23 protein-coding genes are annotated in these 24,845 nt (G+C 68.9%); 9 read left to right on the top strand and 14 right to left on the bottom strand.

Translation table 11 applies throughout. The annotated features are described in order from the left end of the window. Positions 1-53 precede the first annotated feature (53 nt). The 4 genes from A37E_RS0105245 to A37E_RS0105230 are packed head-to-tail and all read left to right on the top strand — an operon-like array spanning position 54 to position 4,293. A complete protein-coding gene (locus A37E_RS0105245; protein ID WP_029555648.1) occupies positions 54-341 on the top strand; it encodes a XapX domain-containing protein in 288 nt (95 codons plus the stop codon). Between the two features lie 38 nt (positions 342-379). Further along, entirely contained in the window at positions 380-2,245 is a 1,866-nt protein-coding gene (locus A37E_RS0105240; protein ID WP_029555647.1) for an amidohydrolase, read from the top strand. 39 nt (positions 2,246-2,284) lie between these two features. Then, positions 2,285-2,692 (top strand): DoxX family protein, encoded by a 408-nt coding sequence (locus A37E_RS0105235; protein ID WP_156026242.1) that lies wholly within the window; start codon positions 2,285-2,287, stop codon positions 2,690-2,692. Further along, on the top strand, positions 2,689-4,293 hold the full coding sequence (locus A37E_RS0105230; RefSeq protein ID WP_029555645.1) for an MFS transporter: 1,605 nt from the start codon (positions 2,689-2,691) through the stop codon (positions 4,291-4,293). The genes A37E_RS0105235 and A37E_RS0105230 overlap by 4 nt, the downstream gene beginning before the upstream one ends. A gap of 21 nt (positions 4,294-4,314) precedes the next feature. Here the strand turns inward: A37E_RS0105230 and A37E_RS0105225 are convergent, their stop codons facing one another. Continuing rightward, a complete protein-coding gene (locus A37E_RS0105225; RefSeq protein ID WP_038192636.1) occupies positions 4,315-5,367 on the bottom strand; it encodes a LacI family DNA-binding transcriptional regulator in 1,053 nt (350 codons plus the stop codon). Positions 5,368-5,486: 119 nt separating this feature from the next. Here A37E_RS0105225 and A37E_RS0105220 point away from each other — a divergent pair, with 119 nt between their 5' ends. From A37E_RS0105220 to A37E_RS0105210, 3 genes are all read left to right on the top strand, one after another. Beyond that, on the top strand, positions 5,487-6,812 hold the full coding sequence (locus tag A37E_RS0105220; RefSeq protein ID WP_029555643.1) for an FAD-dependent oxidoreductase: 1,326 nt from the start codon (positions 5,487-5,489) through the stop codon (positions 6,810-6,812). A 17-nt stretch (positions 6,813-6,829) separates the two neighbouring features. Next, positions 6,830-8,524, top strand: a complete 1,695-nt coding sequence (gene ilvD / locus A37E_RS0105215) for a dihydroxy-acid dehydratase (RefSeq protein WP_029555642.1) — start codon at positions 6,830-6,832, stop codon at positions 8,522-8,524. A 74-nt stretch (positions 8,525-8,598) separates the two neighbouring features. Then, the gene (locus A37E_RS0105210; RefSeq protein ID WP_081837463.1) at positions 8,599-9,852 is read left to right on the top strand and encodes an ABC transporter substrate-binding protein; all 1,254 of its coding nucleotides are present in this window, start codon (positions 8,599-8,601) and stop codon (positions 9,850-9,852) included. Positions 9,853-9,930: 78 nt separating this feature from the next. Here A37E_RS0105210 and A37E_RS0105205 read toward each other — a convergent pair whose 3' ends face one another. After that, positions 9,931-10,425 carry a DUF2165 domain-containing protein gene (locus A37E_RS0105205; RefSeq protein ID WP_029555640.1) on the bottom strand — a complete coding sequence of 165 codons (495 nt, stop codon included), beginning with the start codon at positions 10,423-10,425 and terminating at the stop codon, positions 9,931-9,933. Positions 10,426-10,612: 187 nt separating this feature from the next. Here A37E_RS0105205 and A37E_RS0105200 point away from each other — a divergent pair, with 187 nt between their 5' ends. After that, positions 10,613-12,328 carry a SulP family inorganic anion transporter gene (locus A37E_RS0105200; RefSeq protein ID WP_245279274.1) on the top strand — a complete coding sequence of 572 codons (1,716 nt, stop codon included), beginning with the start codon at positions 10,613-10,615 and terminating at the stop codon, positions 12,326-12,328. A gap of 82 nt (positions 12,329-12,410) precedes the next feature. Here A37E_RS0105200 and A37E_RS0105195 read toward each other — a convergent pair whose 3' ends face one another. From A37E_RS0105195 to A37E_RS0105150, 10 genes are all read right to left on the bottom strand, one after another. After that, on the bottom strand, positions 12,411-13,139 hold the full coding sequence (locus A37E_RS0105195) for an ABC transporter ATP-binding protein (RefSeq protein ID WP_029555638.1): 729 nt from the start codon (positions 13,137-13,139) through the stop codon (positions 12,411-12,413). Then, entirely contained in the window at positions 13,132-13,902 is a 771-nt protein-coding gene (locus A37E_RS0105190; RefSeq protein ID WP_029555637.1) for an ABC transporter ATP-binding protein, read from the bottom strand. The genes A37E_RS0105195 and A37E_RS0105190 overlap by 8 nt, the downstream gene beginning before the upstream one ends. Next, on the bottom strand, positions 13,902-14,783 hold the full coding sequence (locus tag A37E_RS0105185; protein WP_051678802.1) for a branched-chain amino acid ABC transporter permease: 882 nt from the start codon (positions 14,781-14,783) through the stop codon (positions 13,902-13,904). Before A37E_RS0105185 ends, A37E_RS0105190 begins: the two co-directional genes overlap by 1 nt. Further along, positions 14,780-15,664 (bottom strand): branched-chain amino acid ABC transporter permease, encoded by an 885-nt coding sequence (locus A37E_RS0105180; protein ID WP_029555635.1) that lies wholly within the window; start codon positions 15,662-15,664, stop codon positions 14,780-14,782. The genes A37E_RS0105185 and A37E_RS0105180 overlap by 4 nt, the downstream gene beginning before the upstream one ends. Before the next feature lie 195 nt (positions 15,665-15,859). After that, the gene (locus A37E_RS0105175; RefSeq protein ID WP_029555634.1) at positions 15,860-16,987 is read right to left on the bottom strand and encodes an ABC transporter substrate-binding protein; all 1,128 of its coding nucleotides are present in this window, start codon (positions 16,985-16,987) and stop codon (positions 15,860-15,862) included. Positions 16,988-16,989: 2 nt separating this feature from the next. Further along, positions 16,990-17,745, bottom strand: a complete 756-nt coding sequence (locus tag A37E_RS0105170) for a pyrimidine 5'-nucleotidase (protein ID WP_197022932.1) — start codon at positions 17,743-17,745, stop codon at positions 16,990-16,992. Between the two features lie 37 nt (positions 17,746-17,782). After that, positions 17,783-18,655, bottom strand: coding sequence for a carboxylating nicotinate-nucleotide diphosphorylase (nadC, locus tag A37E_RS0105165; RefSeq protein ID WP_197022931.1), 873 nt, complete (start codon positions 18,653-18,655; stop codon positions 17,783-17,785). A 114-nt stretch (positions 18,656-18,769) separates the two neighbouring features. After that, entirely contained in the window at positions 18,770-20,026 is a 1,257-nt protein-coding gene (locus A37E_RS0105160) for an amidohydrolase family protein (protein ID WP_024280732.1), read from the bottom strand. Positions 20,027-20,145: 119 nt separating this feature from the next. Next, positions 20,146-21,603, bottom strand: a complete 1,458-nt coding sequence (locus tag A37E_RS0105155) for an aldehyde dehydrogenase family protein (protein ID WP_029555631.1) — start codon at positions 21,601-21,603, stop codon at positions 20,146-20,148. Further along, complete coding sequence (locus A37E_RS0105150; protein ID WP_051678799.1) at positions 21,600-22,349, bottom strand: orotidine 5'-phosphate decarboxylase / HUMPS family protein; 750 nt, start codon at positions 22,347-22,349, stop codon at positions 21,600-21,602. Before A37E_RS0105150 ends, A37E_RS0105155 begins: the two co-directional genes overlap by 4 nt. A 293-nt stretch (positions 22,350-22,642) precedes the next feature. Between A37E_RS0105150 and A37E_RS0105145 the strand changes: the two genes are divergently transcribed. Then, positions 22,643-23,137 (top strand): hypothetical protein, encoded by a 495-nt coding sequence (locus tag A37E_RS0105145; protein ID WP_029555629.1) that lies wholly within the window; start codon positions 22,643-22,645, stop codon positions 23,135-23,137. A gap of 64 nt (positions 23,138-23,201) precedes the next feature. Here A37E_RS0105145 and A37E_RS0105140 read toward each other — a convergent pair whose 3' ends face one another. Together A37E_RS0105140 and A37E_RS0105135 are read right to left on the bottom strand one after the other, a co-directional pair. Then, positions 23,202-24,161 carry a GTP-binding protein gene (locus A37E_RS0105140; protein ID WP_051678798.1) on the bottom strand — a complete coding sequence of 320 codons (960 nt, stop codon included), beginning with the start codon at positions 24,159-24,161 and terminating at the stop codon, positions 23,202-23,204. A 10-nt stretch (positions 24,162-24,171) separates the two neighbouring features. Then, positions 24,172-24,696 carry a CinA family protein gene (locus A37E_RS0105135; protein ID WP_081837459.1) on the bottom strand — a complete coding sequence of 175 codons (525 nt, stop codon included), beginning with the start codon at positions 24,694-24,696 and terminating at the stop codon, positions 24,172-24,174. Positions 24,697-24,845 lie beyond the last annotated feature (149 nt).

The raw sequence follows: 24,845 nt of genomic DNA, 5'->3' as shown, positions 1-24,845 counted from the left end.
CGGCGCCGGCCTCCCCCCGGCCGGCGCCGGATGTTCGAACCTCCAGAGGGCCGATGAAGCTCTATCTCGCCTCGCTGGGCGCCGGCCTGCTGGTCGGTGTCGTCTACAGCCTGATCAACGTGCGCTCCCCGGCCCCGCCGGTGGTGGCGCTGCTGGGGCTGCTCGGCATTCTGGTCGGCGAGCAGATCCTGCCCGTCGCGCGTCACCTGGCGAATGGCGACGGCCTCGCCCGGGCCATCGGCCTTGCCGATTGCAAGGACCATGTGCTGGGCCAGCTTCCGGGCCGGCGCGATGCGGCGGATGCGCCTGCCTCGGGCGACACGACCCCTCCCAAATCCTGAGCTTTTATTCTCGTCGCCCCCAGCAGAAGGCGCGCACCATGAGCGAGATCGCCGACCTCATCCTGTTCAACGGCAAGATGACCACCCTCGACCGCACCAATCCCACGGCGGAGGCGGTGGCGGTGCGCGACGGCGTGATCGTGTTCGCCGGCCCAACCAACGATGCCATGCGCCTCGCCGGCACGACGACGAAGATCATCGACGTGGGCGGCCGGCGGGTCATCCCCGGTCTCATCGACAGTCACATGCATATCATCCGCGGCGGGCTGAACTACAACATGGAGCTGCGCTGGGACGGCGTGCGCTCGCTTAGCCAGGCCATGGACATGCTGAAGCGGCAGGTGGCCGTGACGCCCGCCCCGCAATGGGTGCGCGTGGTGGGCGGCTTCACCGAGCACCAGTTCGCCGAGAAGCGCCTGCCGACGCTGGAGGAGATCAACGCTGTCTCCCCGGACACGCCGGTCTTCATCCTGCACCTCTACGACCGCGCCTTGCTGAACGCCGCCGCCTTGCGCGTGGTGGGCTACACCAAGGACACGCCCGATCCGCCCGCCGGCGAGATCATCCGAGACGCCAACGGCAACCCCACCGGCCTGCTGGTGGCCAAGCCCAACGCCACCATCCTCTATGCGACGCTGGCCAAGGGGCCGAAGCTGCCGCCCGAGTACCAGAAGAACTCCACCCGCCATTTCATGCGCGAGGTGAACCGCCTCGGTGTCACCTCGGTGATCGATGCGGGCGGCGGCTTCCAGAACTATCCGGAAGACTATTCGGTCATCGAGGATCTGCACCGGGAGGGAAACCTCACCGTGCGCATCGCCTACAACCTCTTCACCCAGAAGCCGAAGGCGGAGCTGGCCGATTTCGCCGGCTGGTCCAAGTCCGTCACGCCGGGGCAGGGGGACGACCTCTATCGTCACAATGGCGCCGGCGAGATGCTGGTCTATTCCGCGGCCGACTTCGAGGACTTCCAGGTGGCGCGGCCGGACCTTCCCGGCGCCATGGAGGGCGACCTCGAGCCGGTGGTGCGGCTGCTCGCCGAAAACCGCTGGCCGTTCCGCCTGCACGCCACCTACGACGAGACCATCTCGCGCGCGCTCGACGTGTTCGAGAAGGTCGATTCCGACGTCCCGCTCAGGGGCCTCAACTGGTTCTTCGACCATGCGGAGACCATCACCGACCGCAACATCGACCGCATCGCGGCGCTGGGCGGCGGCATCGCCGTGCAGCACCGCATGGCCTATCAGGGCGAATATTTCGTCGATCGCTACGGCGCCAAGGCGGCCGAGCGCACCCCGCCCATCCGCCGCATGCTGGAGGCCGGCATTCCGGTGGGCGCGGGGACGGATGCCACCCGCGTGGCCTCCTACAATCCCTGGGTCTCGCTGTCCTGGCTGGTGACGGGCCGCACGCTCGGCGGGCTCTCCCTCTATCCGCCGGCGAACCGGCTGGACCGGGAAGATGCGCTGAGATTGTGGACGGAGGCCAACACCTGGTTCTCCAGCGAGCCGGGCAAGAAGGGGCAGATCAAGGACGGCCAGCTCGCCGATCTGGTGGTGCTTTCGGATGATTATTTCTCGGTGTCCGAGGACAGCATCCAGGACATCACCTCCGTCCTCACCTTGCTCGGCGGCACGCCGGTGCATGGGGATGGCGCGTTCCGCGATCTCGCGCCGCCGCTGCCACCGGCCATGCCGGACTGGTCGCCGGTGCGCACCTTCGGCGGCTACCAGCCCCGCAAGGCGGACAGTACGCAGAAATACGCCTTCGCCGCCGCCTGCGGCTGCGCCAAGGCCTGCGGCGTCCACGGTCATGCCCATGCCGGGGCGTGGGGCGCGAGCGTGCCTGTGGGAGACCAGCAGGGCTTCTTCGGCGCGCTGGGTTGCGCCTGCTGGGGCTTCTGAGGGATGGGACCGGACCTTCCCGACCGCCTCGCAGCGTCCATGAGGCCGTTTCTATCGCCGCGCCCGGTGCGGGCGTTCGCGCTGCTCGCGCTCACCTCTGCCTATCTGCAGGGCGGCCTCACGAAGGTGCTGGATTTTCCGAGCGCCGTCGCTGAGATGACCCATTTCGGCCTCGCCCCGGCGGCCCCGCTCGCCGCCGCCGTCATCGCGCTGGAGATCATCGCGCCGGTCATGGTGCTCTCCGGCCTGCTGCGCTGGGCCGGGGCGATGGCGCTCGCCGCATTCACGGTCGCGGCGAGCCTGCTCGCCAACCGTTTCTGGGGCATGGCGGGAGCCGAACGCTTCGCCGCCGCCAACGCCTTCTTCGAGCATCTCGGCCTCGCCGGGGCCTTCGTGCTGGTGGCGTGGTACGATCTTGCGGGCAAAACGGAGGGACAGCGAGCATGAGCGAAAATCCCCCATCCCCGCCGTCCACCCCCGGTGCCTTCGCGCCCCTGAAGCGGCCGGTCTTCGCCGTGCTGTGGGTGGCGACCGTGCTCGGCAACACGGGCAGCTTCATGCGCGACGTGGCGAGCGCGTGGATCGTCACGGACCTGTCCGCCTCGCCCGCCGCCGTGGCGACCATCCAGGCGGCGGCCATGCTGCCCGTGTTCCTCCTCGCCATGCCGGCGGGGGTGCTCTCCGACATCCTCGACCGGCGACGCTTCCTCATCGCCATCCAGATCGGGCTGGCGTGCGTCAGCGGCGCCCTGATGCTGCTGTCGCTGACCGGGCTGATGACGGTCTCCTCGCTGATCGCGCTCACCTTTCTCGGCGGCATCGGCGCGGCGCTGATGGCACCCACCTGGCAGTCCATCGTGCCGGAGCTGGTGCCGCGTTCGGACCTGAAAAGCGCGGTGGCGCTCAACTCGCTTGGCATCAACATCTCCCGCTCCATCGGGCCGGCGCTGGGCGGCGTGCTGCTCGCCGCCTTCGGTGCGGCGGTGACCTATGGGGCGGACGTGGCGAGCTATGTCTTCGTCATCGCCGCCCTCGTCTGGTGGCGGCGACCCGCGACGCCGCAGGATGAACTGGGCGAGCGTTTCCCCGGCGCGTTCCGGGCGGGGCTGCGCTATGCGCGGTCGAGCAAGGAGATGCATGTCGTCCTGCTGCGCTCGGCCTTTTTCTTCGCCTTCGCCAGCGCGGTCTGGGCCCTGTTGCCGCTGGTCGCGCGCGGGCTGCTCAAGGGGGATGCGGCTTATTACGGCCTGCTGCTCGGGTCGGTGGGCGTCGGCGCCATCGGCGGGGCGCTGCTGATGCCGCGTCTGCGCGGACGCCTCTCGGCGGACGGGCTCATCCTCGCCGCCTCGCTCGTCACCGCCGTGGCAACGGTGGCCCTCGCGCTCGCCCCGCCGCGCTGGCTGGCGGTGCCGATCCTGCTCGCCATGGGCGCGGCGTGGATCACCGCGCTGACGACGCTGAACGCAACCGCCCAGTCCATCCTGCCCAACTGGGTGCGGGGGCGGGCGCTCGCCGTCTATCTCACGGTCTTCAACGGCGCGATGGCGGGCGGCAGCATCGCCTGGGGTCTTGTGGCGCAGGCGGTAGGGCTGCAGGCGGCGCTGGTTATCGCGGCCGGCGGTCTCGCGGTGGTGGGCCTCATCATGCACCGGGTGCCGCTGCCCGCGGGCGAGGCCGATCTGACGCCCTCCATGCACTGGCCCGAGCCGGCGATGGCCGAGCCCATCCCCAATGACCGGGGGCCGGTGCTGATCCTGATCGAGTACCGGGTGGCGCGTGCGGACCGGGAGGCGTTCCTGAAGGCGCTGGAGCGCCTTTCGGCGGCGCGGCGCCGGGACGGGGCCTACGCCTGGGGTGTCAGCGAGGATTCCGCCGATCCCGAGCAAATGCTGGAGTGGTTCATGGTGGAATCCTGGGCCGAGCACCGGCGCCAGCATCGCCGGGTCTCCCGTGCCGATGCCGACGTGCAGGCGGAGGTGCTCTCGTTCCACCAGGGCGATGCGCCGCCGGTGGTGCGCCACTGGATCGGGGTCGATCCGCCGCGATAGCGCGGGATCAGGACGCCCTGGCTAAGAGGCTTGAGCCTCCGCAGGGCGGCTGCCCCCCGTGCTCTCGCGCAGCACGATCCGGTAGCCCATCTCGCAGGTGCCGCCCTGCGCGGCGGTGCCGGCGATACGGCCGATCAGCATCTCAGCGGCTTTCTGCCCCATCTCGTAGCGCGGGATGTCCACGGTGGAGAGCGACGGGTTGAGGTGGCTCGAGAAATCCAGTCCGCCGAAGCCGGCGACCGCGATGTCGCCGGGAACGGCGAGGCCCATGCGCTGGAACGCCAGCAGCGCGCCGGCCGCGAGCACGTCGTTGAGGCACAGCAGGGCGTCGGGGCGGGGATGCAGCGCTGCGACCCGCTCGGCGACGACGCGGCCGGACTCCATGCTGGTGAGATCGTCCGCATTGAGGATGAGCGGCGCGCCGAGCCCGGCCTCGGCGATGCTGGCCTCGTAGCCCTTGGCGCGCATCTGGGCGCGGCGGTCGCGGGTGGCGGTGCCGACGAAGGCGATGCGGCGGAAGCCCTGCGCCACCAGCGCCTCGGTCATGGCCTTCATGGCATCGAAGTTGGAGAGGCCCACGAGGCTGTCGATGGGCGTGGGCGTGCTGTCCCACGTCTCCACCACGGGCACGCCGGATTTTTCCAACAGCGCCCGCGTGGCGCGGGTGTGGGAGACGCCGACGATGACGAAGCCGTCCGGCCGGCGCCGCAGCAGCGCCTCGATGACCTTTTCCTCCTCCGCCGGGGAATAGTTGGTCTCCGCCATGATCATCTGCACCGCGTGGGTGCGGGCCACGTCCGAGACCCCTTTCACGCTGTCGGTGAAGATGGAGGACGCCACCGTCGGCAGGATCAGCGCGATGATGCCGCTGCGCTGGGAGGCGAGGGAGGAGGCGACCAGATTGTAGATGTAGCCGGTCTCGCGGATCGCCGCTTCCACCTTGGCCTTGAGGTCGGCGTTCACCAGCGTCGGCTGGCGCAGCACGCGCGAGACCGTCATGGCGGAGACGCCCGCCACCCGCGCGACATCCTCCATGGTGACGCCCGCCGCCCGTCCCCCCCTTTTCTGCCGCATCGCCGATTCCGTCACCACTGGCCCCGGCTCACCATATGGCCTGCCGGCCGCTTGACAATAGAGGCTGGTTAGCGCTAACAAATGATAGCGCTAACAATTAAAAACAAGGATGGGTGGAAATGCCCGACGTCAGGTCCGCGGAGGTTCTGGAGACGGACGTGCTGGTGGTCGGCGGCGGCGCGGCGGGTCTTGCCTGCGCGGTCGCGGCAGCGCGGCAGGGGCGGCGTGTCATCCTGCTGGAGCGCTACGGCTTCAGCGGCGGTGCCGCGGTGGCTGGCCTCTCCGGCACCATCTGCGGCCTCTATGCCGCCTCCGACCGCCGCAACGCCGAGCCGGAGCAGGTGGTGCACGGCTTCGTGGACGAGTTCATCGCCGCCATGGAAGCGCGCGGCGGGCTCACCGGCCCGGTCCAGTACGGCAAGACCTACGTGCGGGTCCACGATCCTTTGGTCTGGCGCGAGGCGAGCGACGCGCTGCTCGGCGCCGAGGGCAAGATTCGCGTATTCTACCACGTCACCGTCACCGGCGTTCTCGCCGAGGGCGACCATGTGAGGGGCGTCACCGCCTTCACCAAGCAGGGGCCGCTGGAGGTCCGCGCGAAGATCACCGTGGACGCCTCGGGCGATGCGGACGTGGCGGCCATGGCGGGCCGCGCCCTCACCAAGGGCCGCGACGGCGCCATCCAGAACCCGACCATGATCTTCCGCATCCTCGGCGTGGACATGGCGCGCTTCCTTGCCGCGCACGGGCCGGATTCCATCCTCGACGAGCGGGTGATGACGCTCATCCAGGAGCTGAACGCCTCCGGCGCCTACCGCCTGCCGCGCGCCAAGATCTTCCTCTTCCCCACGCCCCGCCCCGGCGAGCTGATCTGCAACGCCACCCGCATCGTGGGTGCCGATGGACGCGAGCTGGACGCCACCCGCATGGCCGACCTCAGCGAGGCGGAGATCGAGGGGCGCAAGCAGGTGCGCGAATACGCCCGCTTCATCCGCGACCATATCACTGGCTGCGAGGCCTCCTTCGTCAACGACACCGGCGTGCAGGTGGGCATCCGCCAGACCTGGCAGATCGTCGGCCGCGACCTGCTGAAGAACGAGGACGTGACCTCCGCCCGCAAGTGCGCGGACGGCATCTGCCGCTCGCCCTGGCCCATCGAGCTGCATTCCGGCGAGAAGCCGAAGCTGCACTGGATTCTCGACGACTATTACGAGATCCCCCTCGGCTGCTTCCTGCCCGCCACCGGCTCGGGACTCGTGATGGCCGGGCGCTGCCTCTCGGCCGAGCACGAGGCCATGGCCTCGGCCCGCGTCACTGCCCAGTGCTTCGGCTACGGGCAGGCCATGGGCCTCGTCGCCGACCAGCTCTGCGACGATCCGGCGGCGCTGCCGTCCGGCTCCGACATCCGCGCCGCGCTGAACGCGCTCGGCGCCCAGCTCAACTGACGAGACAGGGACGTTTCATGTCCGACGCCGAACAGAAAAAGCCCACGCTGCGCAGCAATTTCGAGCCCGGCACCACCCGCTGGGCGGTGCGCCGCGCCCAGTGGCTCGCCATGGGCTACAGCGAGGAAGACCTGCTGAAGCCGAAGATCGCCATCGTCAACAGCTCCAGCAAGCTGTCGGTCTGCTACGCCCATCTCGACGATGTCTGCCGCGTGGTGGAGCAGGCGATCCGCGACGCCGGTGGCCTGCCGTTCGAGATCCGCACCGTGGCGCCGTCCGATTTCGTCACCAGCGCGGGCCGGCAGGCGCGCTACCTGATGCCGAGCCGCGACCTGCTGGTGAACGACATCGAGGTACAGGTGGAAGGCGCGGAGCTGGACGGCATGGTGCTGCTCGCCTCCTGCGACAAGACCACCCCCGGCCAGCTCATGGCCGCCGCGCGGCTGAATGTGCCCTCCGTGGTGCTGCCCTGCGGCTACCAGCTCGGCGGCCATTGCGCGGGCAAGGAAGTGGACATCGAGGAGGTCTACAAGAGCGTCGGCTCGCTGAAGGCGGGGTCCATCTCGCTGGCCGATCTCAAGGCGATGACCTGCAGCGCCATCACCGGCCCCGGCGTGTGCGCGGGCCTCGCCACCGCCAACACCATGCATGTGCTCTCCGAAGCGCTCGGCATGGCCCTGCCGCGCAGCGCGCCCATCCGCGCCGGCTCGCAGGCGCTGATGGAGAACGCCGCCCGTGCGGGTGCGGCCATCGTGGACCTCATCCTCAAGGACATCCGGCCCCGGCAGATTCTCACCCCCGCCGCCTTCCGCAATGCGCTGCGCGTGGCGGTGGCGACGGGGTGCTCGGTGAACTGCGTGCGCCACCTCGCGGCCACCGCCTCGGAAGCCGAAATGGACATCGACATCGTGGCCGAGCTGGAGGCGCTGAACGACACGCCCCAGATCACCACCGTGCGGCCCAACGGCCCCCATCGCATCGAGGATCTCGACAAGGCCGGCGGCTGCCGGGGCGTGATGCGCGAGCTCTCCGACGTGCTCGACCTCTCGGTGATGACCGTCACCGGCAAGACGCTGGGCGAGAACCTCGCCGACGTGCCGGAGCCCGACCGCACCTTCATCCGCCCGCTGGCGGACCCCTTCCGGCACGAGCCGGGCCTTACCATCCTGCGCGGCAGCCTCGCGCCGGACGGGGCGGTGGTGAAGGTTTCCGCCGTGCCCGCCGAAGTGCGCACCTTCTCCGGCAAGGCGCGAGTGTTCGAGGACGAGGCGGTCGCCATCAAGGCGCTGGAGACCCACTCCATCAAGCCCGGCGACGTGGTGGTGCTGCGCGGCCTCGGGCCGAAGGGCGGACCGGGCACCGTGTTCGCCGCGAGCTTCATGGCCGCTCTCATCGGGGCCGGCTTGGGAGCCGGCGTTGCGGTGGTGACCGACGGCGAGCTCTCTGGCCTCAACAGCGGCATCACCATCGGCCAGGTGATGCCCGAGGCGGCGGAAGGCGGGCCTTTGGGCCTTGTCGCCGAGGGCGATGTCATCTCCATCGAGATCGGCGCCCGCCGGGTCGATCTCGAAGTCTCCGAGAGCGAGCTGGCCGCCCGCCGCGCCGTGTGGCGCGCGCCCGACCATAGCCAGATCCGCGGCTGGCTCGGCCAGTATGCGGCCATGGTGCAGCCGCTCTCCAAGGGTGCCGTGCTGAAGCCCATGCGGCCCTGAGGGCCGACGACAAACAAGGCGGCCCTGAACGAAGACGACAACAAGAACGAACAGACAGGATCGGGAGGTTTGAAATGCCCAAGAAGACTGAAAGGTCCGGGAAGACTGCAAAGTCCGGGACGCTGAGGGCCGCTCTGGCCTCCACCGCGCTCGCAGCCCTCGTCTGCGCCACCTTTGCCGGCGGCGCGAGCGCCGAGAGCGTGAAGGTGGGCGTGCTCAACGACCAGGCCGGCGTGCAGGCGGACTTCGCCGGAGCCGGATCTGTGGTGGCGGCGAAGATGGCCATCGCAGATTTCGGCGGCAAGGTCGCCGGAATGCCCATCGAGCTGGTCGCCGCCGACCACCAGAACAAGGCCGACATCGGCGTCAACGTCACCCGCCAGTGGTTCGACACGGACGGCGTGGACGCGGTGCTGGACGTGCCGAATTCCGCCGTGGCGCTGGGCGTCAGCGGCATCGCCAGGCAGAAGAACAAGGTGGCGATCATCTCCGGCGGCGGCACCTCCGACCTCACCGGCAAGGACTGCTCGCCCAACACCGTCCACTGGACCTACGACACCTGGGCGCAGGCCAACACGGTCGGCACCGCCGTGACCAAGGCCGGCGGCAATACCTGGTACTTCATCTCGGTGGACTATGCCTTCGGCCATGCGCTGGAGCGCGACGCGGGTGAGGCCATCAAGGCGGCCGGCGGCAAGATCCTCGGCACCGTGCGGCACCCGCTCGGCACCTCCGACCTCTCTTCCTTCCTGCTCCAGGGGCAGGCCTCCGGCGCCAAGGTCATCGGCCTCGGCAGCGCCGGGGCGGATACCATCAACGCGGTGAAGCAGGCGTCCGAGTTCGGCATCGTCAAGGCCGGGCAGAAGCTCGTCGCCATGCTGATGGTGTTGAACGACATCAGCGCGCTGGGGCTGGAGACGGCGCAGGGCCTGTTCCTGTCGGAAGCCTTCTACTGGGACCTCAACGACCAGACCCGCTCCTTCGCCAAGCGCTTCGCCGAGGCCAATGGCGGGCGCTATCCCAACATGGTCCATGCCGGCGTCTATGCCGGGCTGCTGCACTATCTGAAGGCGGTGGAGAAGGTGGGCAGTGCCAAGGACGGTGCCAAGGTGGTGGAGGCCATGAAGGCCATTCCCACGGACGATCCCCTGTTCGGCAAGGGCGCGGTGCGTCCGGACGGCCGCGCGATCCACGACATGTACCTGTTCGAGGTGAAGAGCCCGGCGGAATCCAAGGGGCCCTACGACTTCTACAAGCTCATCGCCACCGTTCCCGCCGACAAGGCCTTCCGCCCCATCGCGGCCGGCAACTGCCCGCTGGTGAAGTAAGACCAAGCCCGCGCGGCGCCTGAGCGAGGCCCGCTTAGCATCGGCCGCAGGCCGATGCCGACGGCATGCCGCGCGTCGTCAGCGCTCCTCCTCCTGCTCCGGCAGGAGGAGGATGATAAGCACGGCGGAGATCCAGCCGATGAAGGCGAAGGCGGTGGATTGTCCGTTCCATGTCTTCGATTGCCACATGGCGAACCATTCGCCGCCGATGACAACGAAGCCGGCCCCGTAGAGCAGGAGGCCCAGCGTGAGGCCGAGCACGGCCGTCGTCCGCGCGCGGCGGAAGCCGGGTGTGCGGAGCGCAGCCAGCATCCGCACGACGCCGGTCCACAGCACAAGGGCGATGGCGGCCTGCGTGGCGATGATCACCACATAAGCGGCGGTCTGGAGCCGTTCGTCGGTGATCGCCCGCCACCGCAGCGTGGAATCCGGGAAGATCGTATCCATCGCCAGCACGTGCTGGACGAAGGCCCAGTTCGTCCCGTAGTCCGTGATGTTGCCGAAGGCGACCAGCGAGAAGAAGACGGCGATCGTCGCCACGAGGGCGATCTTGCACAGCCGGATCAGAACCATCGTTCCTGCCCCCGCCTGGCCGCGTTGATGCGGCACCCGCGGCGATTCTAGAAGCGGCAGCCCGTGATGCAAGGCACGCCGCGCAGCAGGGCGACGCCGGGTTTTGACGGACTTTCCGGGCCATCCCTGCCTGTGGCATGGTCCCGCCAGCCCGGCGGAGTTCATGCCGGCGGACGGAGATTGACCGGTGGCAGCGGACGGTGCGTCCTCCCAAGAAGCCCCACGGACGCTGCTGGCGAGTTTCGCCGGATATCGGCCGAGCTGGATCAAGACGGACGTTGCGGCAGGACTCGCCATCGCGGCGGTGGGCTTGCCGAGCGCCATCGCCTATCCCGCGATCGCAGGCCTGCCGCCGCAGACCGGGCTCTATGCCTCCATCGCGCCGCTGATCGCCTATGCGGTGTTCGGCCCGTCCCGGCAACTGGTGGTGGGGCCGGATGCGGCGACCATCACCGTGCTCGCGGCCGTGCTCGCCGGCATGCCGGACCTTGCGGCCGTGGACAAGCCGGGGGTGGCCGCCCTCATCGCCCTCGTGGTGGGCGGCTATTATTTCGCGGCGCGGCTGGTGGGGCTCGGGGTGCTCTCCACCTTCCTGTCGCGGCCGATTCTGGTGGGCTTCTTCGCTGGTATCTCGCTGTCCATCCTCGTCGGGCAGCTCAAGCGCGTCACAGGCATACCCATCGTCGGGGACGGGCTGATCGCGCCGGTCATCGAGCTGTTGCGCAAGGCCCATGAAGTGCACTGGCCTTCGCTGCTGCTGGCGCTCGGCATGTTCGCCGTGCTCCATCTCGTGCGCCGCGCGCGTCTTCCCGTGCCGGGGCAGGTGGTGGTGGTGGTGCTGTCGGTGGCGCTCTCCGCTCTGTTCGATTTCGCGGGGCACGGTATCGCCGTGGTGGGGGCGATCCCCTCCAGCCTCCCGGCGCTGGCGCTGCCGGCCGGGGGCGGCGCGGCGATCGACCAGTTGCTGATCGGCGCGGCGGCGATCTTCCTCGTCAGCTTCGCGGCGGGCATTGTCACGGCGCGCAGCTTCGGCGAGCGCGGAGGCTATCCGGTGGATGCCAACCGCGAGATGGTGGGCTTCGGCGCCGCCAACATCGCGGCCGGCCTGTTCGCCGCCTTCCCCATCACCGCCTCGGATTCCCGCACGGCGGTGAATGCCAGCGTCGGCGGACGCTCGCAGCTGGCCAGCGTGGTGGCGGCGCTGGCGCTGCTCGCCATCGTGCTGTTCCTGCAGCCGGCGCTCGCCATCCTGCCCATTCCGGCGCTGGGCGCGATCCTGATCTCGGCAGCCCTGAGTCTCGTGGATTTGCCGGCCCTGCGCCAGTTATGGCGCATCAGCCGCATGGAGTTCGCCTTCGCCATGATCGCGCTGTTCGCGCCCATCAGCCTGGGTGTGCTGAACGGCGTGCTGATCGCCATCGGTGCGACCTTCGCCTACCTCCTGCACAAGATGATGTATCCGCGCGACGCGCTGCTCGGGCGGGTGCCGGGCCACGAGGGCTTCTACAAGCTGCACCGGCGGGCCGATGCGCGGCAGGTGCCGGGGCTCGCCATCGTGCTCATCCAGGGCGACCTTCTGTTCTTCAACGCCGACCGCATGCAGGGCCGCATCGACGCCATCGCCGACACCCTGGTCGACGGCACCCGCTGGCTGGTGCTGGACGCCAGCGCCATCACGCAGGTGGACTCCACCGCCGCCGCGGCGCTGGAAGAGGTGCGGGCGGAACTGGAGCGGCGCGGCCTCAAGTTCGGCATCGCCGAAATGCACGACGAGGTGCGCACCCTCCTCGACCGCGCGGGGCTGCTCGATAAAATCGGCCCGGACATGATCTTCGACGATCTGGACGACGCCTATCGCGCCTTCGAGGCGAGCGGGGAGGCCCCAAGCCCGCGCGGCGCCTGAGCGAAGGCAGCGAGGAAAGCCCGCGCGGCGCCTGAGCGGAAGCAACGCAACAGCCTGCGCGGCGCTTGAGCGAAGGCTGCGCTCAGCCCGCAGCCGTCTCCGCCGCGCGCATGCCGAGATAGGCGGCGATCACGCGCGGGTCGCGGGCGAGCGCGTCGGCGGTGTCGGCGAACAGGATGCGGCCGTGCTCCATCACATAGCCATAGCTCGCCACCGAGAGCGCCTTGCGGGCGTTCTGCTCCACGAGGAGCACGGTGGTGCCCTTGGCGTTGATGTCGGCGACGGTGGCGAAGATGTCGTTCACCACATGGGGCGCGAGGCCCATGGAGGGCTCGTCCAGCAGCAGCAATTTGGGCCGCGCCATCAGCGCCCGGCCCATGGCCAGCATCTGCTGCTCGCCGCCGGAGAGGGAGCCGGCATACTGGAAACGCCGCTCCTTCAGGCGCGGGAAGCGGGTGTAGATCAGCTCCATGTCGTCGGCGATGGCGGAGTCGTTGCCGCGCACGTAGGCGCCGACCTTCAGATTGTCCTCCACCGACATGGAGGCCACCACCCGCCGCCCCTCGGGCACCAGCGAGACGCCGGCGCGGACGATCTTGTCGGCGGGGCGGGCGGTCATGTCCCGGCCCTCGATGCGCACGGTGCCGGAGAAGGCGCGCACGAGGCCGCAGATGGTGAGCAGCGTCGTCGTCTTGCCCGCGCCGTTGGCGCCGATGAGGCAGACGCAGGCTCCGGCCGGGACGGTGATGTCGATGTCCTCGACGGCCGCGACGGACCCGTAGCCGGAGGTGACCTTGACGAGCTCAAGCATCCTCGGTCCCCAGATAGGCCTCGATCACGCTCGGCATGCGGCGCACCTCCTCCGGCGTGCCGGCGGCGATCTCGCGGCCGAAATTGAGCACCACGATATGGTCGCTCACCCGCGCCACGAACTCGATGTCGTGCTCGATGAGGAGCACGGTGATGCCCATGTCCCGGATGGCGAGCACAAGGTCGGCGAGCGCCCGCTTCTCCGCGAAGTTCATGCCCGCCGCCGGCTCGTCCAGTAGCAGCAGGCGCGGCTTCGTGGCGAGGGCGCGGGCGATCTCCACCCGCCGCCGGTCGCCGTAGGAGAGGCCGCCCACGGCCACGTCCCTGAGAGGGGCGATGCCCACAAGATCGAGCAGCGCCTCGCAGCGCGCCTTTTCGCGCGTCTCGCTGTGCTTCACCGCCGGCAGGCCGAAGAGCACGTCGAGGAGGCTCGCCGACTGGTGGCGGTGGGCGCCCAGGAGCACGTTGGCGAGGGTCGTCTCGCTCGCCAGCAGGCGGATGTTCTGGAAGGTGCGGGCCACCCCCAGCGCGGCCACCTTGTGCGGGGCGAGGCGGGCGATGTCCACGCCGTCGAGGCGGATATGGCCGGCGTCCGTGGGATAGAGGCCGGTGATCATATTCATGGTGGTGGTCTTGCCGGAGCCGTTCGGGCCGATGAGGGCCGTCACCTGTCCGGCGGTCGCGGTCAGCGACACGCTGTCCACCGCCACCACGCCCTGGAAGCGCTTGGCCACCTGCCAGAGTTCGAGCTGCGCCGCCGCCATCATTCGGCTCCCTGGGTGGAGGGCCGGCGGGCCGCCGCCTTGCGCGGCCGCCAGCGCAGCAGCGACATGGCCCCGCCGGGCAGGAACAGCACCACCGCGAGAATGAGCAGGCCCATCAGGATCTCGCGCCACTGGCTGGAGAAGCGCAGCAGCTCCGGCAGCAGGGTGGTGAAGATGGCGCCCACCAGCGGCCCCAGCAGCGCATTCACGCCGCCGAGGATGGGATAGGCAAGGGCATCCACGCTCCTGAGCAGGCCGAAGTCGGAGGGGCCGACGAAGAAGTTGAGATGTGCCGCAAGGCCCCCCACGCCGCCGCTGACGAAACCGGAGGCGACGAATAGAGAGAGGCGCTGGCCGAACACGTTCACGCCCATGGCCTCGCTCATCACGTCATCCTGCCGGATGGCGAGAATGGAGCGGCCGAAATAGGAGCGGCGCAAGGCGAAGACGAAGTAGAGCGCGATGAGAACCAGCAGCACCAGCTGCCACGTCTCGGTGTAGCGCGGGATGCCGTAGATGCCGATGGCGCCGCCGGTGACGGCATCCCAGTTCAGCGCGATCACCCGCACCACCTCGGTGAAGGCGAAGGTGGCGAGCATGAAATAGTCGCCCCTGAGCCGCAGCACCGGCGCGCCGATGACGAGCGCCACTGCCGCCGCCAAGAGCCCGCCCGCTACCACCGCCACGGCGAAGGGCGCGCCGAGCTGCATGGTGAGATAGACGCTGCAATAGGCGCCTACCGCCATGAAGCCGCCGGTACCCAAGGTGAACATGTTGGCCGCCAGCGCCAGCCACACCCCGTAGGCGAGCAGGGTGTTGAGCAGGCACAGATTCACGAGGTTGCCGTAGCTGGCGAGAAAGGCATCGAGGGCGGCCATCATGCGCGGCGCTCCTCGAAGCCGGAGAACAGGCCCGTGGGCTTCACCAGGAGGATCAGGAAGATCAGCCCGAAGCCGATGGCGTCGCGGAAGGCGGAGGAGACATAGGCGACGGAGAACACCTCCACGAGGCCCAGGAGAAAGCCCCCCGCCACTGCGCCGGGAATGTTGCCGAGGCCGCCGAGGATCATCACGGTGAGGCCCTTCACCAGCATGTGCTCGCCCATGAAAGGGGAGACCACGTTGAAGAGGAGGCCGAGCAGCACGCCCGCCGCCCCCGCCAGCGCGCCGGCGATGAAGAAGGTGATGAGGATGGTGCGTCCCACCTCCACGCCGACGATGCGCGCGACGTCCTCGGAGAAGGCGACCGTGCGGATGGCGCGGCCCACGGAGGTCTTCTGCAGGGTGAAGCCGAGAATGCCCATGATGATCACGGCCGTGATCACCACGATGACCTGAAGCAGTTGCACGCGCACGCCGCCGATCTCCCACACGATGGCGGTGAAGGGGTTGGGCGGATAGCCGTGCACGGCGGTGCCGAACACCTCCTGCGCGATGCCCACCAGCAGGCGGGCCAGCGCAAGGCTCGCGACAAGGCCCATCCATTTGTGCCCGCCGCGCAGCCGGAGCACGCGGAACACGAGCAGCTCCGAGGCCATGCCAAGCACGCCGCCGCCCACCAGTGCGACGACGAGCGCCAGCGGCAGCGGCAGGCCGAGGAGCGCGATCTCCAGCCCGAGATAGGCGCCCACCATGAAGAAGGCGCCCTGCGCCAGGTTCACGATATTCAGCACGCCGAAGATCAGCGTGCAGCCGATGGCGAAGACGGCATAGATCGAGCCGAGCGAAAGCCCGTTCACGACCTGCTGCAAAAATGTGGTCATGCACTGATCCCCCGGACGTGCCTGCGGATCATGCCAGAGGCCCGTGAGTTTGGCTCATGGGCTTTCGTCTGGCCCGCGCGGCGCCCGGTTCCGGCTGGTGCCCGAACCGGTCCAAGCACCGTGCCGCCGCGGATGCCCGGGCTGCATGGCGCGCCAATCCATCCGCCCCGGCCAGTGACCGGGGCGGGCGGAGGATCACTGGGCGAGCTGGAACTTGCCGTCCTTCAGCTCCAGCACCTTGGCGACCAGCACCGGCTCGCGGTCCTTGTCGAAGGAGAAGGGGCCGAGGACGGTCTGGAGGTCCTTGGTGTCGGCGATGGCCGCGCGCAGCTTCGCGGGATCGGACACGCCGCCCGCACGCTTCACCGCATCGGCGAAGATGGTGACGGCGGCATGGGCCTGGGCGGCGAAGGTGTCCGGGGCCGAGCCGTACTTGGCCTTGTAGGCCTCGACGAACGCCTTGTTGGCGGGCGTGTCGAAATCGATGAACCAGCCCGAGCCCACGAGGAAGCCCTGCGCGGCGGGGCCGGCGAGGTCGTTGAGCTTGGTGGAGATGGCCGCGTTGGCGCCGAGGAAGACGGTGGACTGCGGAATGCCCAGCTGGCGCGCCTGCCGCACGATGTTGGCGGTTTCTTCCGCGAGGCCGCCGACCACGATGATGTCGGGGTTCGCCGCCTTGATCTTGGTGAGCTGGGCGGAATAGTCCACGTCGCCCTTCTGGAAGGTCTCGGTGGCCACCACCTTGATGCCGGCCTTGTCGAGGGCCGCCTTGTGCACGCCGTAGGCGGCCTTCATCAGCACGTCGTCGATGCCGTAAATCTGCGCCGCCGTCTTCGGCTGGTAGCGCTTGACCGCATAGGCGAGCACGCCGGGGAACACCGCCGCCTCGGGGGCGCTGGTGCGGAAGATGTATTCGCCGATGGCCGGCACGCCGGGGGCGGTGTTGGACGAGGCGATCACCGGCACCTTGGCGGCGTTGGCGATGGGGTCGGCGGCGAAGGCCGAGGTGGTCAGGGTCGGTCCGAAGATGACCGTCACCTTGTCCTGATTGATCAGCCGCTGGAAAATGTTGACGGTCTGGCCGCGATCGCCGGCGTCGTCCTGATGGACGGGCACGAGCTTGAGGTCGCCGAGCTTGCCGGAGGCGTTGATCTCGGCGGCAGCCAGCTCCGCGCCGTTCTTCTGCATGGTGCCGTAGAGTGCGGCCGAGCCGCCCGAGGTGGACTGCACGATGCCGAGCTTCACATCCGCCGCGAGGGCAGGCGCGGCGGCGAGCGAGATGGCGGTGGCGGCGATGAGTAGGCGCGTGAGACGGGCGTGCATCATCATGGCTCCTGAGGAAGGTCGGTCGTTGATGAGCCCTTATTTTGCGGGCCCTTATGGAGGCTTTGTGCGGCCTTTGGCGTTGGTCTCGGGGGCGTGCGCGGCTCGATCTGGGCGAGCACGGGCGCGAGCGCCAGGGAATGGAAATGGACGTGCGCGGCGTCCGGCGTCTCGGGGAGGCCGTGGTCGCCGATCAGCACTGTCTGCATGCCGAGCGTGTGGGGCACGGCGAGGTTCACCGCGCGGTCGTCGAACATGATGGCCCGCTCGGGCGCGACGCCGTGGCGGGCGAGCATGGTGTCATAGGCGGCGCGCTCGGGCTTGCCGACGTAATCGCAGGCGGCGATGTCGCACACGCCCTCGAACAGGTCGGCGATGCCGAGCCGCTCCAGCACCCGCTCGGCATGGGCGCGCGAGCCGTTGGTGAAGACGAGGCGGCGGCCGGGCAGGGAGGCGAGCGCGGCACGCAATTCGCTGCTTTCGTCCAGCACCGAGAGGTCGATCTCGTGGACGAAGGCGAGGAAATCCTGCGGCTTCACCGCATGGTGGCGCTGGAGGCCGACGAGGGACGTGCCGTAGGTTTCATAGTAATGCGCGTGCAGCGCCGCCGCTTCTTCCGGCGTGGAGCCGGTGAGCTGCTGGATGAACAGCCAGACGCGGGCGAGCATCTGGCCGTGCAGGCCGGCGGAGCGCGGGTACAAGGTATCGTCGAGGTCGAAGACGAAGGTCTCCGTTCCCGGCCTCAGACGAAAGGGCAAATCGCCTTGCAAGTCCCCGCGCATCGTCCGCCTGTGCTCAGTTCGAGAGCTGCTTGAGGCGGTCGATGGTCCGCTGAGCGCTCGGCTTGATGTCCCGCACATCGAGGCTGATGTCGAGAGCCTTAACCGTGTGGGTGAGGTCGCCGATGGAGATCACGTCCACCCCCAGCTCCGCGATGGGTACGATGGTGGTCTCGTTGATGCCGCCGGACGCCTCGGTCATGGCACGGCCCTTGGTCAGCTTCAGGCCCTCACGCATCTCGTCGAGGTCCATGTTGTCGAACATGATGATCTCGACGCCGGCGTCCAGCGCCTCCTGCACCATCTCCAGGCTCTCGCACTCCACCTCGAACTTGAAGGTGTGCTGCGCGCTCGCCCTGAGGATCTTCACCGCCTCGGTGATGGAGCCGGCGATCTTGATGTGATTGTCCTTCACCAGCACGCAGTTGGCGAGGTTGAAGATGTGGTTGTGGGCGCCGCCCACGCGCACGGCGTATTTCTGCACCATGCGCAGGCCGGGCCAGCCCTTGCGGGTGTCGGTGATGCGCACGCCGGTGTGCTTCACCAGCTCGGCGTAGCGGCGCGTCTTGGTGGCGATGCCGCTCATCTGCTGGAGCCAGTCGAGGGCCGAGCGCTCGATGACGAAGAAGGTGGAGGCGCGCGCCTGCACCCGCATCAGCACGGTGCCGGGCTCCACCGCAGCGCCGTCCTCCACCAGCCATTCGATGCGCGCATCGGGCTCGATGGAGCGGATGGTCTCGTCGGCGAACAGCATGCCGCAGACGATCCCGTTCGCCTTAGCGTAGATATTGGCCGTCTGCACCGGATCGTCGCCGACGAGAAAGCCTCCGGTTGTATCGCCGGAGCTTAATTCCTCGCGCAGGCCCAGCTCCACGAGAGGCCGGATCATAAAGCGGTTCAACTTCATTACACGGCTCCTGGGGCGTTCCCCGCCCGGCTCTGTGATGCTGCCTAGCAGCTGTTCTCTACTATATCAATTGACAAAATCATTTATCGACAGCGCTCAGCCGTCCAGGCGGTTGGTGAAGGCCTTTCCGCCCTTCATCACCAAATGCAGGCGGTCGCGCTGCTCAAGGATGCGGATGTCGGCGAGCGGATCGCCGTCCAGCACCAGCACGTCGGCCATGCAGCCGGCCCTCAGCGCGCCGAGGTTCGGCTGCTCGATGCATTCCGCCGCCTTGGTGGTAGAGGCGACGATCACCTCCATGGGCGACATGCCGAGCCAGTCCACCATGAAAGCCAGTTCGGCCATGTTCTCGCCCACCAGCAGGCGGTGCGACTGGTCGGTGCCCATGGCCACCTTCACGCCGCGCTTCACCGCCTCCTTCCAGAGGGGGATCTGCGTCTGCATGAGGGAATAGATCTGCGCGTCCTTCACGTCCTCCTGGCCCAATTGGTGGCTGGCCCAGGCGGTGTTTTTGCGGCGATGCTCGATGGAGAGCGGCACCAGCGCCAGCGTCGGCACCCACCAGATGCCGCCCGCGATCATGCGGTCCACGCTCTCCTCGTCCATGAACCAGCCGTGTTCCAGCGAGTGGATGCCAGCCTTCACCGCGTTCTTGATGCCGGCGAGGCCCTCGGCGTGGACGGCCACGCGCTTGCCCTTGGCGGCGGCCTCGGAGACGGCGGTGGAGATTTCCTCGATGGTGAATTGCGGCTCGTCCCAGCTGTCGGTCACCGAGGTGATGCCGCCGGTGGCGCAGATCTTGATGAAGTCGGCGCCACGCATGAGCAGCTCGCGCACCAGCCGGCGGATCTCCTCCACCCCGTCCGCCACCGTGTGGGGCAGCCAGGCGCGCTTCTGGATGCGCATGCCGGCAGGCAGCCAGTAGTCGCCATGGCCGCCGGTCTGCGAGACCATGCCCAGCGAGATGAACAGGCGCGGCCCGTCGATGATGCCTTCCTCGATGGCTTGCCGGAAGCCGGCATCGGCACCGCCCATGTCGCGGGCGGTGGTGATGCCGCAGGCGATGGTCTCGCGGAACACTTCGATGGATTTCAGCACGTTGTAGGTGGGCGTGTTGAGCAGGTGCTGGCGCATGTCCCGGGCGCGGTAGGTGCCGTGGACATGGGTATCGATGAAGCCGGGCAGCACGGTGCGCCCCGCCGCGTCGAGCTTCTGGGCGCCCGCTGGCACGCTCACCCGGCTCTCGGGACCGGCGGCGACGATGCGCCCTTCCTCGATCACCACGACCGCGTTCGGCACCGGGTCCGCCCCCGTGCCGTCGATCATGGTTCCGCCGACGATTGCGATGGCCATACGCGCCTTGCCTTTCGCTCTGTTCAAAAAGTTAGCAACGCCATTTGTTGAGCCTTGAGAGCCAGCCCCCGACACAACGATGGGTCCAGACGGCCAGTGGTGGCTCCTTGCTTGTCCCGTTACGTGAGGTCCACCGTCACGTTCTTGATCTCGCAGTAGAAATCCAGCGCCTGCAGGCCAAGCTCGCGGCCGATGCCGGAGCGCTTGTAGCCGCCGAACGGCGCGAACACGCTGGTCTTCGAGGCGCTGGGCAGGCCGTTTACCGCCACCATGCCGGTGCGCATGGCCCGCGCCACCCGGAGCGCGCGGCCGATGTCGCGGCACCAGACCGAGCCATTGAGACCATACTCGCTGTCATTGGCCAGTGCGATGGCCTCGGCCTCGCTGTCGAACGGCGTGAGGGAGCAGACCGGGCCGAAGATCTCTCGGCTGAAGGCCGGATTGTCCGGCCCGACGCCGGAGAGGATGGTGGCGGGATAGAAGAAGCCGTCGCCCTCGGGCATCGCGCCGCCGGTCACCAGCGTCGCGCCCGCCTCGCGCGCCTGCGCCACGGTGCGGTCTACCGCATCCCGGTGCGACGCGGAGATGAGCGGGCCGAGACTGGTCGCCGGGTCCAGCGCCATGCCGGTTTTCAGCCGGGCCGCCGCGGCAGCGAAGGCACGGGCGAAGGGCTCCAACGCGCTGCGCTCCACCAGAAGGCGTGAGCGGGCGGAGCAGGACTGGCCGGCATTGCCGAAACCGGAGCCCACCGCGCTCGCCGCCGCTTTCTCCATGTCGGCGTCGGCGAAGACCAAAGCGGCATTCTTGCCGCCCAGCTCCAGCGCCACGCGCTTGATGGAGGCCGAGGCCAGCCGCATCACTTCCGCCCCAACAATGGTGGAGCCGGTGAAGGAGATGCCGTCGATGCGCGGGTCTTCCGCCAGCCGCCGCCCCACATCCGCGCCGCCGGGCAGCACGGAGAGGAAGCCGTCAGGCACGCCCGCCTCGCGGCACACCTCGGCGAGCAGCAGGGCGCTGAGCGGCGTGAGCGGCGCGGGCTTGAGAATTGCGGCGCAGCCGGAAGCGAGCGCGGGGGCGAGCTTCCAGGAGGCGCCGAGCAGCGGGAAGTTCCACGGCACGATCTGCGCCACCACCCCGAGAGGTTCGCGCAGGGTGAAATCGAGCAGATCCTTGCCGAGGGGGATGGTGTCGCCGAACACCTTGTCCATGGCGCCGGCATAATAAGTGAAGACGCGGATCGCCCCTTCCACCTCGCGCAGGGCGCCGGAGATGGGCTTGCCGGCGTTCACCGCCTCGATCTGTGCGAACTGGTCCTGCCGGGCCTTGATCCCGGCGGCGATGCGGTGGAGCACCGCGCCGCGGTCCACCGGCGGCAGATGGGGCCAGTCGCAGGCATCGAAGGCACGGCGTGCCGTGCGGATAGCCGCCTCCACCTCCACCGGCCCGGCCAGCGCGACCTCGGCGAGGGGCGTGCCCGTCCAGGGATCGACCAGCGCCTCGACGCCGCCGCCCATGGCAGGCACGAAGCGCCCGCCGACGAAGGGCTCGCGGTGGAGGGCCGGCAGGAGGGCGTTCATGGTGCCGTCGCCTCCAGCGCCTGCATCTTCTCATAGAGGGCGGTGGCGGCGGCGGCCGGGTCCTTCGCATCGGTGATGAGGCGGCCGACGATGGCGAAGCGGCGCGGGCAGGCCTCGGCGGCGGCGAACGCCCCTTCGATGGTGCCGCCCAGCGAGCCGAAGCCGGTGAGGAACACCAGCGGGTTCTTCACGTTCGCCGCGATCCAGCGCGACCAGCGCGTGACCTTCGCGGCATCGTGCGCCGGCAGCACGAAATGATCGGCGCCGCCCTGGACCGAGCGCTCCAGGATGAGGTCCAGCGCATTGTCGAGGAGGTAGCCGCCACCGGAGACGCCGTAATCGGCGACCGGGATTTCGCCGCCCACCACCGGCGCGATGCCGGCCTTCAGCGCCTCGCCGACGAAGCCGTCCACGGCGGTCGGGCCGGCGACGGGGAAGAGGATGAGCCCATCCACCTCGGCCTCGGCGCACAGGGCAGTGAACTTCTTCGCCATGTCCGGCATGTCCGGGCCGGCCTTCTGGTGGTCGTAGAGAATGGGCAGATCGGTGAGGTCACGCACGCGCCGCATGGACTCTTTCAGGCCATGGCGCAGCACGCTGGTGAGGCCGAGCTTGTAGCCGGCGACGCCGGGGACGCCGCTCGTCGCCTTCACCACCGCATCGAACTTCTCCTGCGTCTCGATGTCGAGGGCGGGGACGATGCCCACGGTGCCGGAAAAGGTCTTCGCCGAAAAAGTGCTGGCCATCACGGTCTCGCTCGTTTCCATCTGTCGCTGAACGCTAGGGCCGGGGAGGGGGCCACGGTAGCGCCGGCTCGTGGCGGGCTCATGGGGCCAGTCTGGAGCATGGGGCCAGTGGCGGCGGTCCGCGCGGTCGCCCGCGTTCCGCCGGCGTCGCGCCCGCCTTCGGCCACGCTTGGTTCAGCTTGCATTCACTCGATGTTTCATACACATGGCCCTGCTGTAGCTTGACCGGGGGGCAAGCCGGCAGGGCGCGACGCCCACATGCACCCCTCATCTTCGACCCAAGAGGGCCGCCCATGAAGACGGGTATTCTCGCCGCGCTCGCCGTCGCCGCCACGCTCGCCACCACCGGCGGAGCGCTGGCACAGGTCAAGCCCTATGGAGCGGGCTTCGATGGCTGGACCTTCACCGCCACCACGGAGAAATCCGGCATCATCAATTGCCGCGCCGTCCGAAAAGTCGGCAACCGCGACGACCTCATCGCGCGGCGCACCGATGGCCACGTCTACATGAGCGTCAAGGCCGAGGGCCGCAAGGGCGACTTCAAGGGCACCATCATCAACGTCCCCGGCAAGCCGCGCGGCATGCTGGAATGGACGGTGCCGGGCGGCGCCGATGGCAACCGCATGTGGTTCATCATGCCCTTCGTCGCCATCGACCATATCGTGGCCGCCGGCGCCTACCAGTTCTCGCTGCCGGATTCCGAGGATATGGGGACGGTCAATCTTGGCAAGAGCGCCCAGCAGGCTTGGGCGCGCGTGAACCAGTGCGTCCAGGCCAACGGCGGGTGAGCGATGTCATCGGCCTCGGTCTTCGATCGAGGCCGATCGGGCCAGTCCCAGGCGCCTTGGGGTATCAGTCCGGGCGTGCCATTCCGGCGAGCAGGGTCAGCGCGTCGGCGAGGTCCTGCTCCTCGATGCCGCGGGCGATGAGCACCATGCGGTTCTCGCCGCCCGCCGCGTTGGCGAGCAGACCGGGGGAGTAGACCAGCCCCTGCACCCCATGCAGCACCACCGGCTGCGGCACCTCTTCCAGATGCAGGATGCCCTTGAGGCGCAGCAAGGCGGCGCCGAACAGGTCGCTCACCCGGTCGAGCCAGGCATCCACCTGGTCCTGGGTGAGACGTCCGGGAAAGGCGAGGGAGGCGGTGGTCACGGCATGGCCGACGCCGGTGGCCGAGAAGCGGCGGCTGAGGGGGCGCGGCGTCTCGCGCGGGTCGATCCACAGCAGCGTGCCGTCGCGCGCCGATGCCGGCAGCACATGGCATTCCGCCAGCGGATTGAGCATGGCCACCTCGCGCTCGGCGGCGGCGAGCTGGTCCGCGGTCGCAAGGTCCGCCTTGCTGATGAGGATGCGGTCGGCGAGGGCCACCTGCGTCATTCCCTCGGGATGGTGGGCGAGGGTGGTGGCGAAGTTCGCGGCATCCACGACAGTAGTCACGCCGGCGATGGAGAAATGCCGGTTGAACAGCGGATCGGCGATCAGCGCATGGAGCACCGGCGCGGGATCGGCGAGGCCGCTCGTCTCTACCACCACCCGGCGGAAGGCGAAGTCGTCCATGGCGCGGCGGCGCAGCAGGCCGTTGAGCGTGGCGTTCAGCGAGCCCTTCATGCGGCAGCAGATGCAGCCGCCTTCCAGCAGCATCACTTCGTCGCTGCCGGTCTCGATGAGCGCATGATCGATGCCCGCGTCCCCCGCCTCGTTGATGACGACGGCAGTGTCGCGGAAGGCCGGGCGCTTCAGCAGATCGTTGAGCAGGGTCGTCTTGCCCGCGCCGAGAAAGCCGGTGACGAGGACGACCGGAATGTCGCTCATGCGCGGGGCGTCAGCCGAGCTGGGATTTGAGCAGCGCGAGGGCGGCCTGCACGGCGCACAGGCGCACATTGTCCCGGCTGCCAGGGAAGACGTGGCGCTCTTCCGCGAGGCCGCCGTCGCGGGTGGCGACTGCGATGAAGATGGTGCCCACGGGGTTCACCGCATTGCCCCCGCCCGGCCCGGCATAGCCGGTGATGGCGACGGTGGCGCCGGCCTCGGAATGGTCGAGCAGGCCCTGGGCGAGGCCGCGCGTGACCTCGGCGCTCACCGCCCCATGGGCGGCCGAGACGGCGGCCGGCACGTCGAGCCCGGTGGCCTTGGCGGAGGAGTGATACAGCACATAGCCCCGCTCGAAGATCTCCGAAGCGCCGGACACCGAGGTGAGGCAGGCGGCAACCAGGCCGGACGTGACCGTCTCGGCGGCGGCGAGCCGGATGTTTCGCGCCCGCGCGGCCGCCAGCACGTCGGCGGCAAGTGTGAGGAGGGGCGCGGGAAACAGGGTTTCGTCCGCCTGGAGCAAAGCGGTGTCGGGCATAAGTGTCGCCTCAGATGCGGGCGCGGCCGCAATTCATTAAAGCACGCGTGTCGACGGTGAAAATGGTTGTCCCCCCTCGGTCAAGTCAAGCAAGCGGCCGGGGTGGCCCCAAAACGCCGACAGCGACTGGCCCTCTCGCCACTGGCCCC

The sequence above is a fragment of the Xanthobacter sp. 91 genome, assembly GCF_000702385.1.
GTDB classification, from domain to species: Bacteria; Pseudomonadota; Alphaproteobacteria; order Rhizobiales; family Xanthobacteraceae; genus Xanthobacter; species Xanthobacter aminoxidans.
This window is presented reverse-complemented; position numbering and strand designations above follow the sequence as displayed.

Excerpts from the sequence above, each read along its gene's own strand:
- A37E_RS0105245 (WP_029555648.1), top strand. The coding sequence starts at position 54 with ATGAAGCTCTATCTCGCCTCGCTGGGCGCCGGCCTGCTGGTCGGTGTC.
- A37E_RS0105240 (WP_029555647.1), top strand. The coding sequence starts at position 380 with ATGAGCGAGATCGCCGACCTCATCCTGTTCAACGGCAAGATGACCACC.
- A37E_RS0105235 (WP_156026242.1), top strand. The coding sequence starts at position 2,285 with ATGAGGCCGTTTCTATCGCCGCGCCCGGTGCGGGCGTTCGCGCTGCTC.
- A37E_RS0105230 (WP_029555645.1), top strand. The coding sequence starts at position 2,689 with ATGAGCGAAAATCCCCCATCCCCGCCGTCCACCCCCGGTGCCTTCGCG.
- A37E_RS0105225 (WP_038192636.1), bottom strand. The coding sequence starts at position 5,367 with ATGCGGCAGAAAAGGGGGGGACGGGCGGCGGGCGTCACCATGGAGGAT.
- A37E_RS0105220 (WP_029555643.1), top strand. The coding sequence starts at position 5,487 with ATGCCCGACGTCAGGTCCGCGGAGGTTCTGGAGACGGACGTGCTGGTG.
- ilvD (WP_029555642.1), top strand. The coding sequence starts at position 6,830 with ATGTCCGACGCCGAACAGAAAAAGCCCACGCTGCGCAGCAATTTCGAG.
- A37E_RS0105210 (WP_081837463.1), top strand. The coding sequence starts at position 8,599 with ATGCCCAAGAAGACTGAAAGGTCCGGGAAGACTGCAAAGTCCGGGACG.
- A37E_RS0105205 (WP_029555640.1), bottom strand. The coding sequence starts at position 10,425 with ATGGTTCTGATCCGGCTGTGCAAGATCGCCCTCGTGGCGACGATCGCC.
- A37E_RS0105195 (WP_029555638.1), bottom strand. The coding sequence starts at position 13,139 with ATGCTTGAGCTCGTCAAGGTCACCTCCGGCTACGGGTCCGTCGCGGCC.
- A37E_RS0105190 (WP_029555637.1), bottom strand. The coding sequence starts at position 13,902 with ATGGCGGCGGCGCAGCTCGAACTCTGGCAGGTGGCCAAGCGCTTCCAG.
- A37E_RS0105185 (WP_051678802.1), bottom strand. The coding sequence starts at position 14,783 with ATGATGGCCGCCCTCGATGCCTTTCTCGCCAGCTACGGCAACCTCGTG.
- A37E_RS0105180 (WP_029555635.1), bottom strand. The coding sequence starts at position 15,664 with ATGACCACATTTTTGCAGCAGGTCGTGAACGGGCTTTCGCTCGGCTCG.
- A37E_RS0105175 (WP_029555634.1), bottom strand. The coding sequence starts at position 16,987 with ATGCACGCCCGTCTCACGCGCCTACTCATCGCCGCCACCGCCATCTCG.
- nadC (WP_197022931.1), bottom strand. The coding sequence starts at position 18,655 with ATGATCCGGCCTCTCGTGGAGCTGGGCCTGCGCGAGGAATTAAGCTCC.
- A37E_RS0105160 (WP_024280732.1), bottom strand. The coding sequence starts at position 20,026 with ATGGCCATCGCAATCGTCGGCGGAACCATGATCGACGGCACGGGGGCG.
- A37E_RS0105155 (WP_029555631.1), bottom strand. The coding sequence starts at position 21,603 with ATGAACGCCCTCCTGCCGGCCCTCCACCGCGAGCCCTTCGTCGGCGGG.
- A37E_RS0105150 (WP_051678799.1), bottom strand. The coding sequence starts at position 22,349 with ATGGCCAGCACTTTTTCGGCGAAGACCTTTTCCGGCACCGTGGGCATC.
- A37E_RS0105145 (WP_029555629.1), top strand. The coding sequence starts at position 22,643 with ATGAAGACGGGTATTCTCGCCGCGCTCGCCGTCGCCGCCACGCTCGCC.
- A37E_RS0105140 (WP_051678798.1), bottom strand. The coding sequence starts at position 24,161 with ATGAGCGACATTCCGGTCGTCCTCGTCACCGGCTTTCTCGGCGCGGGC.
- A37E_RS0105135 (WP_081837459.1), bottom strand. The coding sequence starts at position 24,696 with ATGCCCGACACCGCTTTGCTCCAGGCGGACGAAACCCTGTTTCCCGCG.